This is a genomic window from Micromonospora sp. NBC_00858 (assembly GCF_045207365.1).
GTDB lineage: Bacteria > Actinomycetota > Actinomycetes > Mycobacteriales > Micromonosporaceae > Micromonospora.
Map to the genome: position 1 here is coordinate 1884835 of NZ_CP108828.1, position 13622 is coordinate 1898456.

The 13622-nt window shown below is 71.8% G+C and carries 13 protein-coding genes; 10 read left to right on the forward strand and 3 right to left on the reverse strand.

The features are described 5' to 3' along the window. Positions 1–28: 28 nt before the first annotated feature. Positions 29–1117, reverse strand: a complete 1089-nt coding sequence (locus OG990_RS08910) for a LacI family DNA-binding transcriptional regulator (protein ID WP_386982337.1) — start codon at positions 1115–1117, stop codon at positions 29–31. 172 nt (positions 1118–1289) lie between these two features. On the opposite strand from OG990_RS08910, the gene OG990_RS08915 reads away from it, so the two are divergent. The 8 genes from OG990_RS08915 (at position 1290) to OG990_RS08950 (ending at position 9260) form a co-directional block, all read left to right on the forward strand. Further along, positions 1290–2006, forward strand: a complete 717-nt coding sequence (locus OG990_RS08915) for a cupin domain-containing protein (RefSeq protein WP_406079782.1) — start codon at positions 1290–1292, stop codon at positions 2004–2006. 180 nt (positions 2007–2186) lie between these two features. Beyond that, positions 2187–3146 carry an ABC transporter permease gene (locus OG990_RS08920; RefSeq protein ID WP_406079783.1) on the forward strand — a complete coding sequence of 320 codons (960 nt, stop codon included), beginning with the start codon at positions 2187–2189 and terminating at the stop codon, positions 3144–3146. A gap of 25 nt (positions 3147–3171) precedes the next feature. Beyond that, the gene (locus tag OG990_RS08925) at positions 3172–4176 is read left to right on the forward strand and encodes an ABC transporter substrate-binding protein (RefSeq protein ID WP_355607039.1); all 1005 of its coding nucleotides are present in this window, start codon (positions 3172–3174) and stop codon (positions 4174–4176) included. Positions 4177–4219: 43 nt separating this feature from the next. Further along, positions 4220–4975 carry an ABC transporter ATP-binding protein gene (locus OG990_RS08930; RefSeq protein WP_386984587.1) on the forward strand — a complete coding sequence of 252 codons (756 nt, stop codon included), beginning with the start codon at positions 4220–4222 and terminating at the stop codon, positions 4973–4975. A gap of 38 nt (positions 4976–5013) precedes the next feature. Further along, positions 5014–6165: a Gfo/Idh/MocA family protein gene (locus OG990_RS08935; protein WP_406079786.1), complete on the forward strand. Its 1152-nt coding sequence runs from the start codon at positions 5014–5016 to the stop codon at positions 6163–6165. Continuing rightward, the gene (locus tag OG990_RS08940) at positions 6162–7313 is read left to right on the forward strand and encodes a dihydrodipicolinate synthase family protein (protein ID WP_406079787.1); all 1152 of its coding nucleotides are present in this window, start codon (positions 6162–6164) and stop codon (positions 7311–7313) included. Before OG990_RS08935 ends, OG990_RS08940 begins: the two co-directional genes overlap by 4 nt. Continuing rightward, positions 7310–8113 (forward strand): sugar phosphate isomerase/epimerase family protein, encoded by an 804-nt coding sequence (locus OG990_RS08945; protein WP_406079789.1) that lies wholly within the window; start codon positions 7310–7312, stop codon positions 8111–8113. The genes OG990_RS08940 and OG990_RS08945 overlap by 4 nt, the downstream gene beginning before the upstream one ends. Then, positions 8106–9260 (forward strand): hypothetical protein, encoded by a 1155-nt coding sequence (locus OG990_RS08950; RefSeq protein WP_406079791.1) that lies wholly within the window; start codon positions 8106–8108, stop codon positions 9258–9260. Before OG990_RS08945 ends, OG990_RS08950 begins: the two co-directional genes overlap by 8 nt. A gap of 58 nt (positions 9261–9318) precedes the next feature. On the opposite strand, the gene OG990_RS08955 is transcribed toward OG990_RS08950, so the two are convergent. Then, the gene (locus OG990_RS08955) at positions 9319–10275 is read right to left on the reverse strand and encodes a DUF4034 domain-containing protein (protein WP_406079793.1); all 957 of its coding nucleotides are present in this window, start codon (positions 10273–10275) and stop codon (positions 9319–9321) included. Positions 10276–10450: 175 nt separating this feature from the next. Between OG990_RS08955 and OG990_RS08960 the strand changes: the two genes are divergently transcribed. Beyond that, positions 10451–11260: an ABC transporter ATP-binding protein gene (locus tag OG990_RS08960; protein ID WP_406079795.1), complete on the forward strand. Its 810-nt coding sequence runs from the start codon at positions 10451–10453 to the stop codon at positions 11258–11260. After that, on the forward strand, positions 11245–13164 hold the full coding sequence (locus OG990_RS08965) for a hypothetical protein (protein ID WP_406079797.1): 1920 nt from the start codon (positions 11245–11247) through the stop codon (positions 13162–13164). Before OG990_RS08960 ends, OG990_RS08965 begins: the two co-directional genes overlap by 16 nt. A gap of 100 nt (positions 13165–13264) precedes the next feature. On the opposite strand, the gene OG990_RS08970 is transcribed toward OG990_RS08965, so the two are convergent. Continuing rightward, the gene (locus OG990_RS08970; protein ID WP_386982314.1) at positions 13265–13585 is read right to left on the reverse strand and encodes a PKD domain-containing protein; all 321 of its coding nucleotides are present in this window, start codon (positions 13583–13585) and stop codon (positions 13265–13267) included. Positions 13586–13622 lie beyond the last annotated feature (37 nt).

Below are 13622 nucleotides of genomic sequence, written 5' to 3' on the forward strand. Positions count from 1 at the left end.
AAGCCCCGGACGAGCCCCGGACAATTCGTTATTCCGAGGTGCGTCCGGGCGTCCGACCACCCCGCCGAGTGCGTGGCGCCAAGCCTGCGGCGTCCCGCTTGGGCTGTGGGGCCGGGCCCGCGGTGTCCCGCCGGACCAGCTCGGCGGGGAGCACCTCGACGCGGGGCTCCGGCGCCTCGGCGCCGAGCACCAGGGACATCGCGCGGACTCCCATGTCGACCAGCGGCAGCCGTACGGTGGTCAACGCCGGGGTCACGTCCCGGGCGATCGGCATGTCGTCGAAGCCCACCACCGAGACCCGCTGCGGCACCGCCATCGAGCGGGCCCGCAGCGTGGCGAGCGCGCCGATGGCCATCGAGTCGTTGAGCGCCACGATCGCGGTCAGCTCCGGATCGGCGTCGAGCAGCCGGGCGGTGGCCTCGGCGCCACCGTCGCGGTCGAACTCGGCGTACCGGATCCGCCGCTCGGGCAGCTCGCGGCCCTGCTCGGCCAGGGCCTGCCGGAACCCGGCCAGTCGGTCGGTGGTGGTGGTGAGGATGCGCGGGCCGGCCACCACGCCGATGGCCCGGTGCCCAAGGTCGCACAGCTCCCGCCCGGCCAGGTAGCCACCGGCCCGGTTGTCGGGCATCACCGCGTCGCCGGAGTGCTCGTGCCGGCCGATCACCGCGACCCGTCCGCCGGTCGCCTCGTATGCGGCGAGCTTCTCGTTGAGCTGCCGCGTGAACGCGTCGTCGTGGTAGCCGGAGCCGGCCAGGATCAGCGCCGCCACCTGGTGGCCCCGCAGCAGCTCCACGTACTCCAACTCGCGGTCCGGGTCCCGGTAGCTGTTGCAGATCATCAGCAGCCGGCCCCGGTCTGTGGCCACCCGTTGCAGCCCGCGGGTGATCTCGGCGAAGTACGGGTCGGAGACGTCGTGCACGATCACGCCGACCGCGCTGCGGTGCGAGCGGGCCAGCAGTTGGGCGTGTGCGTTCGGGACGTACTGCAACTCGGCGACGGCGGCCAGCACCCGCTCGCGCAACTCGTCGGTGACCGGCTTGCTGCTGCCGTTGATCACGCGGGAGGCGGTGGCGGGCGAGACGCCCGCGCGACGCGCCACGTCAGACAGGGTCGCCATGGCCCGTCCCCTCGATCTGTTGACGGCGTTTCGTCGTGCCGGCTAGCGTCACGGTACCGCAGAGAAAGCCCTTTCCCGCAGGGAGGTCCGGCCGTGTCCGATCGCTTCGCGGTGCTTCCACTCGACGACCTCACCGTGCTGCCGGGGGCGCATGACACCGGCGGGTGCGCCGGTGTCTGACCGGTCGGCGCCGCTGCCCGGCGGGATCGGGGTCTCCCGGCTGCGCGTCTACGACACCGTCGCGCCGGACGGCGTGGTCGGCGGCACCCCGCACGTGCACCTCTGCTGCACCGAGGGGTACGTGGTGACCGGCGGCGAGGGCGCGGTCCAGACCCTCACCGCCGCCGGCTACCAGGAGACCCCGCTGCGGCCGGGGGCGGTGGTCTGGTTCGAGCCGGGCACCGTGCACCGCCTGGTCAACGGCGGTGGGCTGACCATTGTGGTGCTGATGCAGAACAGCGGCCTGCCCGAGGCCGGCGACGCGGTGCTCACATTCCCGCCCGAGGTGGTGGCCGACCCGGCCGCGTACGCCGCCGCAGCGGAGCTGCCGGGCGGGGGAGCGCCGGGTGCCGACGTGAGCGCGGCGTATCGCCGGCGGGATCTGGCGGTGACCGGCTTCCAGGCGCTGCGGAGCGGCGGGCCGCCGGCGCTGACGGCGTTCCATTCCGCTGCTCTGGCGCTGCGCCGGCCGCTGCTGGCGCGGTGGCGAGAGCGGTGGGCGGCCGGCGCGGGCCGGGCCGCCGCCGGCACCGGCGAGCAGCTCGACGCCCTCGATCGGGGAGATCCCGGGCACCTGGGCCAGGCCGGGGTGTACGCGGTGAACGAGCCGATCGAGCAGGGCCGGCTGGGCATGTGCGGATTGCTCGACACCTATCCGGCCACGGCTTGACCGTCCACTAGGGATGGTTGTTGGGCCGGGTGCGTGGCCTCGGCGCAGGTGCGGTGGAAACAGATCGAGGAAAGGCCTTGCCTGCCGTCGAGGGGCCGCCTACGCTCCAGGAAAGCGTTTGCCTGATCTGCCGACCGGCCCGTTCCGCGGCTGTTGTGCCGGGCCCCGAGGAGGTTCCGCGTGACCGAGAACGCTCTGGACACGGCGGGCCGGAAGGCCGCCGCCGCCGCGACGGCGGCCGGTGAATCCGCCACACCGGCGGCCGCCCAGCCGGCCGGCGGCTCCGGATCGTCCATGGTGGCCGGTCCACCACCCGGTGTCGGTGGCCGACCGCCACGACCGACGATCGGCCGGCGGGCGCTGGTCCTCGCCGACTCGCTCTGGCGTCCGGCGCTGGTGCTGGCGGCGTTCTTCGCCGTCTGGTGGTTCGTCGCCGCCCGGGAGTACGTGCCCAACTACCTGGTGCCCACTCCCGTCCAGGTCTGGACCACGATGACCGAGCAGTGGTCCGAGCTGGCCCGGCACACCATGGTCACGCTCTACGAGACGGTGGTCGGGTTCGTGCTGGCCGCAGCGCTGGGGCTGGCCACCGCGGTCGCCATCGCCTACTCGCGCACCCTGGACAAGGCGCTCTACCCGATCGTCCTGTTCGCACAGGTCATTCCGAAGATCGCCATCGCGCCGCTGCTGGTGGTCTGGTTCGGCCTCGGCTTCACCCCGAAGATCATCCTGGCCGTGCTCATCGCGTTCTTCCCGGTGGTCATCTCCGGAGTGGCCGGGCTGCGCTCCACCGACCCGGAGCTGCTCGACCTCGCCGCCACGATGGGTGCCGGGCCGTGGCGCACCTTCCGCAAGATCCGTTTCCCGAACGCGCTGCCACACCTGATGGCCGGCCTCAAGGTGGCGGTCACCCTCGCGGTGGTCGGCGCCGTGGTCGGCGAGTTCGTCGGCGCCAGCGAAGGGCTCGGCTACGTCCTGTTGCTGGCCAACGGCAACCTCGACGCCCCGCTGCTGTTCGCCGACCTGATCCTGATGTCCGCCATCGGCATCGTCCTGTTCGTCCTGGTCGAGATCGCCGAGGCGCTGCTCATTCCCTGGCATGCCAGCCGTCGGGCCGGCGTGCCGCTCACCACCTCCTGACCGACCCCATCACGGAGGAAAACCGATGAAGCGCACCGCCACCACCATCCTGGCCACCGCCGCCCTGCTGCTCGCCGCCACCGGCTGCGGAGGGGACGACTCCTCCGGCACCACCGGCGCCGGCGGCAACAAGGAGGTCACGCTCACCCTCAACTGGGTGCCCTACGGCGAGCACGCCCCGTTCTACTACGGGCTCCAGAAGGGCTACTACGCCGCCGAGGGCATCGAGCTGAAGATCCTCCCGGGCAACGGCTCGGGCAACACCATCAAGCAGGTCGCCCAGAAGCAGACCGACTTCGGCTGGGCGGACAGCCCGGTGCTGCTCAAGTCGGTGGCCACCGGCATGCCGGTCCGTAGCCTCGGCGCGTACCTGGAGAAGGGCCCCTCCTCGGTGGAGTTCTTCGCGGAGGAGAACATCAAGTCCCCGGCCGACCTCAAGGGCAAGACCGTCGGCGGCACCCCCGGCGACGCCCTCTACGCGACCTTCCCGGCCTGGCTGGAGAAGAACGGCCTCAAGCAGAGCGACGTCAAGGTGGTCAACGTGGACGCCGCCGGCAAGATCGCCGCCCTGGCCGAGGGCAAGGTCGACGCCATCATGGGCTTCTTCCACGACCAGGCCCCCACCATCGAGAACCGGACGAGCAAGAAGGTCGACGTGCTGCTCTTCGCCGACTACGGGATGAACCTGCTCGGCACCGGCCTGATCGCCAACACCCAGACCCTGCAGAAGGACCCGGAGTTGGCCCGCAAGTTCGTCCGGGCCACCCAGAAGTCCTGGGCTGACGCTGCTCGGGACCCCGCTGGCGCGGTGAGCGCGATGACCGCCCTGGCCGAGAACGAGCCCCCGGCCGAGGTGCTCACCAAGCAACTCGCCCTCAACCTGCCGCTGATCGGCGCCGACGGCCCGCCCGGGGTGAACACCGAGGCCCAGTGGACCGAGACCATCGACCTGATGGCCCGCTACGCGGAGCTGAAGGACCCGGGCGCGCCCAACGCATACTGGGACGCCTCGTACGCGGCCCAGGGGTGACCCGGTGACCGCCGCGCCGGCACGCACCGGCACCGCCATCGGGATGGCCGGGTTGACCGTCCGGTTCAGCTCCCGGCGGTCGCAGACCACCGCCCTGGACGACGTGTCGCTGGACATCGAACCGGGAGAGTTCGTCACCATCGTCGGTCCGTCCGGCTGCGGCAAGTCCACCCTGCTGAAGATCGTCGCCGGGCTGGTCCGGCCGACCAGCGGCGAGGTGTCGCTGCTGGACCGCCCGGTACGCGGCCCGCAGAAGGAGATCGGCTTCGTCTTCCAGAAGGCCGCGCTGCTGGAGTGGCGCGGCGCGCGGGCCAACATCCTGCTCCAAGCCGAGATGCGCGGCATGGACCGGGCGCAGGCGGCCCGCCGGGCGGACGAGTTGATCGAGATGACCGGCCTGACCGGCTTCGAGAAGGCGCTGCCGCACGAGCTGTCCGGCGGCATGCAGCAGCGGGTGGCGCTCTGCCGAGCGCTGCTGCACTCGCCGCCGGTGCTGCTCATGGACGAGCCGTTCGGTGCCCTGGACGCCCTGACCCGGGAACAGATGAACGCCGAGTTGCACCGGATCTGGCGGGAGACCGGCACGACCGTGGTGCTGGTCACCCACTCCATCGCCGAGGCGGTGTTCCTCGGCACCCGGGTCGTGGTGATGAGCGCCCGCCCCGGCCGGATCATCCGCACCTTCCCGGTCGAGCTGCCGGCGCACCGCGACTACGCGCAGGTGATGTCGGATCCGCGCTTCGACCGGCTCGCCACCGACCTGCGCGGGTTGCTCGGCAGCGCGGCCGCCAACCACTGAACGTGGATCGGCACGACCAGTACGACGGAAGGAACACCATGACCCGCAGGTCGATCGGCATCATCGTCAACGGCGTGACCGGAAGGATGGGCTACCGGCAGCACCTCGTCCGCTCGCTGCTGGCCATCCGCGAGTCCGGCGGCCTGACGTTGGCCGACGGCACGACCATCTGGCCGGAACCGGTCCTGGTCGGGCGCAACGAGACGAAGCTCCGGGAGCTCGCCGAGCGGCACGGGCTGACCGACTGGACCACCGACCTGACCTCGGCGCTGGCCCGCGACGACGTCGAGATCTACTTCGACGCCCAGGTCACCCAGCAGCGGGAGAAGGCGATCCGGCAGGCGATCGAGGCCGGCAAGCACATCTACACGGAGAAGCCCCTCGCTGAGGACACCGCCGTCGCGCTCGACCTGGCCCGGGCCGCGGACGCTGCCGGGGTACGGACCGGGGTGGTGCAGGACAAGCTCTTCCTGCCCGGGCTGCGCAAGCTCAAGCGGCTCATCGACGGCGGCTTCTTCGGCCGGATCCTCTCGGTGCGCGGCGAGTTCGGCTACTGGGTATTCGAGGGCGACTGGCAGCCGGCCCAGCGTCCGTCCTGGAACTACCGGGCCGAGGACGGCGGCGGCATCACGGTGGACATGTTCCCGCACTGGCACTACGTGCTGGAGGAGCTGTTCGGCCGGGTCAATGCCGTCTCCTGCGTGACCGCCACCCACGTGCCCGAGCGCGTCGACGAGGACGGCCGCAGTTACCCGGCCACCGCCGACGACGCCGCGTACGGCATCTTCGAGCTGGACGGCGGGATCATCGCGCAGCTCAACTCGTCCTGGTGCGTGCGGGTGTTCCGCGACGAGCTGGTGGAGTTCCAGGTCGACGGGACCGAGGGCAGCGCGGTGGCCGGGCTGCGCCGCTGCCGGGTGCAGCACCGGGCGGTCACCCCGAAGCCGGTGTGGAACCCGGATCTGCCGGTCACCGAGGACTTCCGGGCCCAGTGGACCGAGGTGCCCGACAACGAGGAGTTCGACAACGGCTTCAAGGTGCAGTGGGAGGGGTTCCTGCGGCACGTCGTGACCGGTGAGCCGTTCCGCTGGGACTTCCTGGCCGGGGCGCGCGGCGTGCAGCTCGCCGAGCTGGGGTTGCGCTCGGCCCGCGACGGTGTCCGCGTCGAGGTGCCGGAGCTCAACCCGTGACGGCCCAGGTGGTGCTGCCCGGGGGACGGCGGTACCGGCTGGCCGGGGGGAGCGGCTTCACCCGCCCGGCGGCAGCGGCGACCAGCCGGATCGCGTACGCCGCCGCGCACGTGGTGGCCGATCCCGGCGCGGAGAACGTGCCAGGCGCGCCGGCGGCGGTGGACTGGGACACCACTCTCGCCTTCCGGCGGCATCTCTGGTCGTACGGGCTGGGGGTCGCCGAGGCGATGGACACCGCCCAGCGGGGGATGGGATTGGACTACCCGGCCACCCGGGAGCTGATCCGCCGCAGCGCCGCCGAGGCCCGCGCGGTGGGCGGGCGGATCGTCGCAGGAGTCGGCACCGACCAGCTGCCGGTCGGCCCGGCCACCCTGGCCGAGGTCACCGCGGCGTACCGGGAGCAGCTCGACGACGTACGCGCGGCCGGCGCCCGGCCGGTGCTGATGTGCAGCCGGCACCTGGCCGCCGCGGCGCGCGGCCCGGAGGACTACCTCCAGGTGTACGACGAGCTGTTGTCCGCCGCCGAGGAGCCGGTGGTGCTGCACTGGCTGGGTCCGATGTTCGACCCGGCGCTGACCGGCTACTGGGGTGCGGTCGATCTGGACCTGGCCGCCGACACGGTCGTTGAGCTGATCAAGGCGCATCAGTCCAAAGTGGACGGCATCAAGGTGTCGCTGCTGGACGCCGGGCGGGAGGTGGCGCTGCGTCGCCGTCTGCCGGCCGGGGTGCGGCTCTACACCGGCGACGACTTCCACTACCCGGAGCTGATCCGGGGCGACGAGGTGGGCCACTCCGACGCGCTGCTCGGGGTGTTCGCGGCCATCGCGCCGGCCGCCGCCGCCGCGCTGGGCGCGCTGGACCGGGGGGACCTGGCGGCGTACGACGAGATCTTCAGGCCGACCGTGCCGCTGGCCCGGCACCTGTTCGCGGCACCGACCTGGCACTACAAGACGGGGATCGTGTTCCTGGCCTGGCTGGCCGGGCACCAGGAGCACTTCACCATGGTCGGCGGCGCGCAGTCCGGCCGGTCCCCGGCGCACCTGGCCACCCTGCTCACCCTGGCCGACGCCGCCGGGTTGCTGCCCGACGCCGAGCTGGCCGCCGCTCGAGCCCGGGCGCTGTTCACCGTCGCCGGAGTGGCGCAATGAGCCTTGCGCGGTTCTCGTTCAATCAGGCCACCGCGCAGCACTGGCCGCTGCCCGAGGTGGTGGCCGGCTGCGTGGCGGCCGGTGTGCCGGGCGTCGGGCTGTGGCGGGAGCCGGTGGCCGAGCACGGGCTGGCCCGCTCGGCGAAGCTGGTCCGCGACGCCGGCCTCACCGTGACCTCGCTGTGCCGGGGTGGTTTCTTCCAGGCCGACGACTGGCGGGCGGAGAACCTGCGGGCCATCGAGGAGGCGGCCACCCTGGGCGCCCCGGAGCTGGTCCTGGTCTCCGGCGGCCTGCCGGCGGGCAGCCGGGACATCGACGGCGCCCGCCGCCGGGTCGCCGAAGCGATCGGGGAGTTGGCCCCGCACGCGGCGGCAGCCGGCGTCCGGCTGGCGATCGAGCCGCTGCACCCGATGTTCGCTGCCGACCGGTGTGTGATCGCCACCCTCGGCCAGGCGCTGGACATCGCCGAGCGGTTCGACCCGGCGGTGGTCGGTGTGGTCGTGGACGCGTACCACGTCTGGTGGGACGACACGGTGTACGCCCAGATCGACCGGGCCGGCGCGCGGATCGCCGCGTTCCAGGTCTGTGACTGGGTGACGCCGCTGCCGGAGGGGGTGCTGCTCGGTCGGGCGCTGCCCGGCGAGGGGTGCATCGAGTTGCGCCGACTGCGCGAGGCGGTGGACGCGGCCGGCTACCTCGGCCCGATCGAGGTGGAGGTCTTCTCCGCGCAGGTGTGGGCGCGGCCGGGCGCGGAGGTGCTGGACGCGGCCATTGCCGGCTACCTGCACCACGTTGTCTGAGGCTCCTGAACGGCGGTGGCCGGCGGCCGTCGGTGGCTGGCTGGGCATCGGCACCGCGCCGGCCACCCTGGTGCTCGGTGCGGCGATGGCCGCCCGGCACGGCGGCACCGTGCCGGTGGCCGGGCTGCTGGTCGGCGGGGTGCTGATGGCGGCCCTGCTCTGGGGGCAGGGCCGGATCGGTCTGCGCCGGCCGCTGGGCGACGGCGGGACGCTGACCGCGGTGCTGCCGGCGTACCTGGGCACCACGTCGCGGCTGCTGTTGGCGGCGGTGCTGGCCGTGTCGATGGTCGGTTGGAACGGGTTCAACGTCGGGCTCGGAGGCGCTTCGCTGGCCGCGTTGACGCACCTGCCTGGCTGGGCCGGACCGGTGCTGCTGGAGGTGGCGGTCCTCGCCGTCTCCTGGGCGCCGGCCCGGCTCGGCAATCGGATCGCAGTGCTCACCACCCTCAGCGCGGTGGTGCTGGTCGTCTGGTGCCTGACCGCGCTGCCACCACCGGGCGCACCGGTCCGCCTCGCCGCCGGCGGGCTCTCCGACGCCGCCGCGCTGATCGGCTACGCGGCGGTCTTCGCGCTGCGCGCGCCGGACTTCAGCGTCGGCCTGGCCCGGCGGCGGGACCTGGCCTGGTGCGTGGGGCTACTGGTCGGGCCGGCGCTGCTCGGGGTGCTCGCCGGCGCCGGCCTGTGGCTGCGGACCGGCTCGGCGGACGTGGTCGCGCTGCTCGCCGCCGGGTCGGGGCTGGCCGCGTACGCCAATCTGTTCGTCGCGGTGGCGGTCTTCGCGGCGGCGCTGACCACGACGTACTCCGGGGCGCTGGCGGTGCGCGGCCTGGCGCCGCGAGTGCCGGCCCGCACGGCGATGCTCGCCATCGCGGTGCTCGGCGGGGTGCTGGCGGTGGCGCGCTTCGACCGCCTCGTGCTGCCCTGGCTGACCCTGCTGGCCGCCGCGCTGCCGGTGCTGGTGGTGCCGATGGCCGTGGAGGCGGCGGCCCGTCGGCGGGGGTGCACCCCACGGACCGTGCCCGGCTGGTGCTGGGTGCCCCCGGCGCTGCTGGCGGTCGCCTGCACGCTCGTCGGGGTGGGCGTCGCCCCGCTGCTCGGGCTGGCTGTCGCCGCGTTGCTCACCCTGGCGTGGCGGCGACGCCGCTGACTCCGGACTGATCTAACCAACGGACGGTTGCGGTAGGCCTCGGCCGCCGCCTGGAACGTCAGCTACGGTTCGCGGTCACATAGTCGCGGGAGGCGGTGAACTTCTCGACGGGGTCGCCGAGGATCTGCCACGGCCACTCGGTGACCAACCCGTCCAGCAGCGCGAATGCATGCCACGCCGCGTCGAACTCGTCGGCCAGTTCGAAGGCCATCGCGAACACCGCCACCCGGGGTGCCCAGCCGGGGCCGGCGGGGATGTAATCCGGGTGGAAGATCGAATTGTCCGCCGCGGCGAGAAGTTCGGCACGGACCTCGTCGGAGACGATGTACTCGTTGCCCTCCTCTCGTTCAGAGGCGTCCCACTTCTCGACGTGGGCGACGGCCACCAGTTCGTGCAGGAGGCTGTTCGGTCCGGCCGCCGTTGCGGCGCCCCGCGCGAAGTCGAACATCTCCTCGTGACTGCCGGACCATTTCGCACACAGGTACTGCAACCGCTGCTCGTGCGCGACCACGTGCCCCGGGTGCAGTCGAGTCACCGCCTCGAAGCGCTGCCGGGCCTCCACCGCCCCAATGCCCAGGCCTCGGGCACTGGTGACCAGCCATGCCCGCGCGGTCACGTTGTCGGGTTCGCGGGTGAGGACCCTCTGCAACAACGTCTCGGCGTAGTGCAACCGCTCATGGAAACCCTTGAACTGGTCAGCAGTGGTGTATTTCGCCCGCTTGCCGCCGCGTGCGTCCCACGCCCAGTACACGGCGTGACAGCCTGCCACCAGCACGGGCAGAGTTGACTCAGGCTCGGCGTCGATCCAGTCGCCGATCCAGTCCTGGATCCCATCGACCCTGCCGACGGCTTCCATGAGGAAGGCCATCTCGTCCGGATCGGCCGCCATGGTGAGCAGTTCCCGGGCGAACTTCCAGTTGCGCTTCTCCAGCGCCCGGATCAGGGCCTTCCGGTGCGGGTCACCAAAGGTCGGGTCCAGGACCGGATCCTTTGACCGCTTCGTGAACGGCCACATGCAACCCAACCCCCATGTCGTACGCCGTACCGGCCGCTGATACTAGATGATCAGATTCGGCCGCGGCGGCCGACCACCGCCCACCGTCCACCGTCAGGGTGCGTCCATTCCGCTGGTACGCCGTCTCGGGCAGACTGATGCCGGTCGTATCAAACAGACATCCACGGGGGCTTCCATGGCAGCAGAGGCCACGCAGGACCCTGTAACGGATCGATCCGACGTGGATGGCAGGCCACCGGCGTTGCGCCTGACCGGTCTGCACAAGGCGTTCGGCGCGAACATCGCGGTCAACCACGTCGATCTGACCGTGCCGCAGGGATCGTTCTTCGGCCTCGTCGGCCCGAACGGCGCCGGCAAGACCACCGCGCTGTCCATGGCGGTCGGCCTGCTGCGCCCCGATGAGGGCAGCTCCGAGGTGTTCGGCGTAGAAGTCTGGAAAGACCCGGTGCAGGCGCGGACGATGATGGGCGTCCTGCCCGACGGGCTGGCGATGCCCGAACGGCTCACCGGCCGGGAGCTGCTCACGTTCATCGGGCAGCTACGCGGGATCGAACCGGCCGTGCTCGCCGAGCGCATTGATGAGCTGCTCGACGTGATGGAGCTCCACGAGGCCGAGACCACCCTCGTGGTGGACTACTCGACCGGCATGCGTAAGAAGATCGGCCTGGCCACCGCGCTGCTGCACGGGCCGCGACTGCTGGTGCTGGACGAGCCGTTCGAGGCGGTCGACCCGGTGTCCGCGGCCGCGCTAAAGGCAATCCTCGTACGGTTCGTCGAGTCGGGCGGCTCGGTGGTGTTGTCCAGCCACGTCATGGCGCTGGTCGAGCAGCTGTGCGACACGGTCGCCGTCATGGCCAAGGGTCGGGTCGTCGCGGACGGGCCGCTGGCCGAGGTCCGCGGTGAGCAGACGCTGGAGCAGACCTTCGTCCGGCTGGTCGGTGGCGACGAGCACGCCGGGAGGGGCCTGTCTTGGCTGGCGTCCTGATCCGGATGAAGCTGGCGATCATCCGGAACTCCATGAGCGGCGGCAAGGCCGCCTGGATGGTCACCGGCGGCATCTTCGGGCTGCTGTTCGCCGCGGCCACGATCTGGCTGACGTTCGTCGACATCGCCGAGCCGGGCGTGCTGGGCGATCTGCTCGCCTGCGTCTGGGTGACGTGGATGCTGGGCTGGGTGGTCGGCCCGTTGTGGGGCGGTTCGGCCGTGCTGCGCGCCGACCATTTCGCGCTGCTTCCGGTGCCGCGCCGCAAACTCGCCGTCGGCCTGCTCGGCGCCGCCTTCGTCGGTATCACCACGGCGGTCACGGCTCTGGCCTTCCTCAGCCTGATCACGTACGCGGCACACCGGGGAGTGGTGCCGGCCCTGATCGCCGTGCCGGCCGCTGCCGGGGAACTCGTGTTCGTGGTGCTGCTGTCGCGCGTCGCGTACGCCCTCTTCGGTTTTGTCGCCACCTCCCGGGTCGGCGCCGCGATCACCGGCGTGCTGTTCGCCGCCATGATCGTCCTGTCTCAGTCCGGCTGGATGGTCATCGTCGCGGTCATCTACTCGGACGTGCTCTCCACCGGCTTCTCGTCCACGTTCTCCACCACGCTGCGCTGGATTCCGTCGAGCTGGGGCGTGGTCGCCGTCGACGCCGCCGACCACGGTGACTGGCTGCTGGTCCTCGGCGCGCTCGCCGGCCTGGCCGTACTCATCGGGCTGCTCCTGCTGATCTGGGCGGCCACCCTCGGCACACCACGCCGCTCCCGGGTCACCATCCGCGGCACCAGCCACGTTCCCGTGCCGACCGGCGGCCCGTTCGCCGGCCCGACCGGCGCGGCCTTCCGCAAGGAGCTGCGCACCTGGTGGCGTGACCCACAGCGGACCACCACGGCCACCGTGCCGATCGTCTGGGCGCTGCTCACCGCGCTGCTGCCCCTCACCTTCGATGCGAAGGCGCTGCTGCCGTGGGCCGGCCCGGCGGTCGCGCTGTTCGCCATCACCTCGGCCTGCAACCTGTACAGCCAGGACGGCACGGCACTCTGGCAGACCATCACGACCGGCACCCAACGTGCGGACGTACGTGGCCGGCAGTGGGCCTACCTGGCTCTGTTCGGCCCGATCTCGATCGCCCTCAGCATCGGCTTCACCATCTGGAGCGGCTACACCTGGGCCTGGCCGTGGGTCGCCGCCACCGTGCCGGCGCTGCTCGGCGGCGGTGCCGGCCTGATCGTCTACGCCTCGGTGGCCGCGATGGTGCCCGGTCCCGACGCCCACAAGCGCCCGGACAACCCGCTCGAACACGCCGACACCACCGGCCAGTCCAATGTGCTGTTCTGGATCGGCCTGATCCCGGTCGCCCCGGCGCTCACCGCCGTGATCCTCGGCGATCGGTTCGACCTGCCCGTGCTGCTGTGGGCCGGCGGACCGATCAGCCTGGCGACCGGCATCGCGCTCGCCTGGTGGCTGGGCTCGGTGGCGGCCCGCCAGCTCAACGCTAAGGGCGCGGACATGCTGCACATCATGCGTACCGGCCGGAACACGGCAGCGGGCCGGGCGGCGGCGTCGGACGGCACCAAGATCGAGATGCCCAGGCGCGACGCGGCGATCTTCGGCCTCTGCTTGGCCGGCGGATCGATCCTGCTGTTCCCTCAGGGCCTGGTGCCGCTCATGTTCATCCTCACCGGCACCGACGTGCAGTCCTGGTTCCTGGCGATGTACCTGCCACGCGGCTGGGGGCTTACGATCGCCGCCGCCAGCATCCTGATCGGCATCTTCCTGTACGCCCAGGCCATCCTGCTCACCTTCCGCAACAAGAACATCCGTGCCCAGCGCGAGGCCGTCGCGGCCCGCGAGCGCGACGAGGCCGCGGGCGGCGACCCGGAACACCACGAACTCGAATCCGTCTGACGGGCGAACCACCCCGGGTGGCTGACCGACGCAAGCCGGTCTGCGCGTACCGACGGTGACCGGCGGGCGGGATGGTTCCCCCGCCCGCCGGTCACCATGGTCAGTTGACCGTGATGGTCAGGTTGGCCGAGCGGGTCTCCCCACTGGTGTAGGTGACCGTCACCCGGGCGGTGAAGGTCCCCTTGCGCGGATAGCCGTGGCCGGTCGACCGCAGCGTCGCACCGTGCGTGACGGCGCTGTTGTCGCCGAAGTCCCACGCGTAGTCGGTGATGCTCTGCCCGGACGGCGCCGTCGCGGTCGCGGTCAGGGTGGTGGTCAGCGGCGCCGTGCCGCTGCCCGGGCTGGCCGCGAGGGCGAGCGTCCCGCCGGGCTCTTTCTTGCTGCCCGAATCACGGTACTGACAGCCAGTGATAACCGTCAATAGTCCTTAAGGTAAGCGTTTTCCTGACCTGATCTCC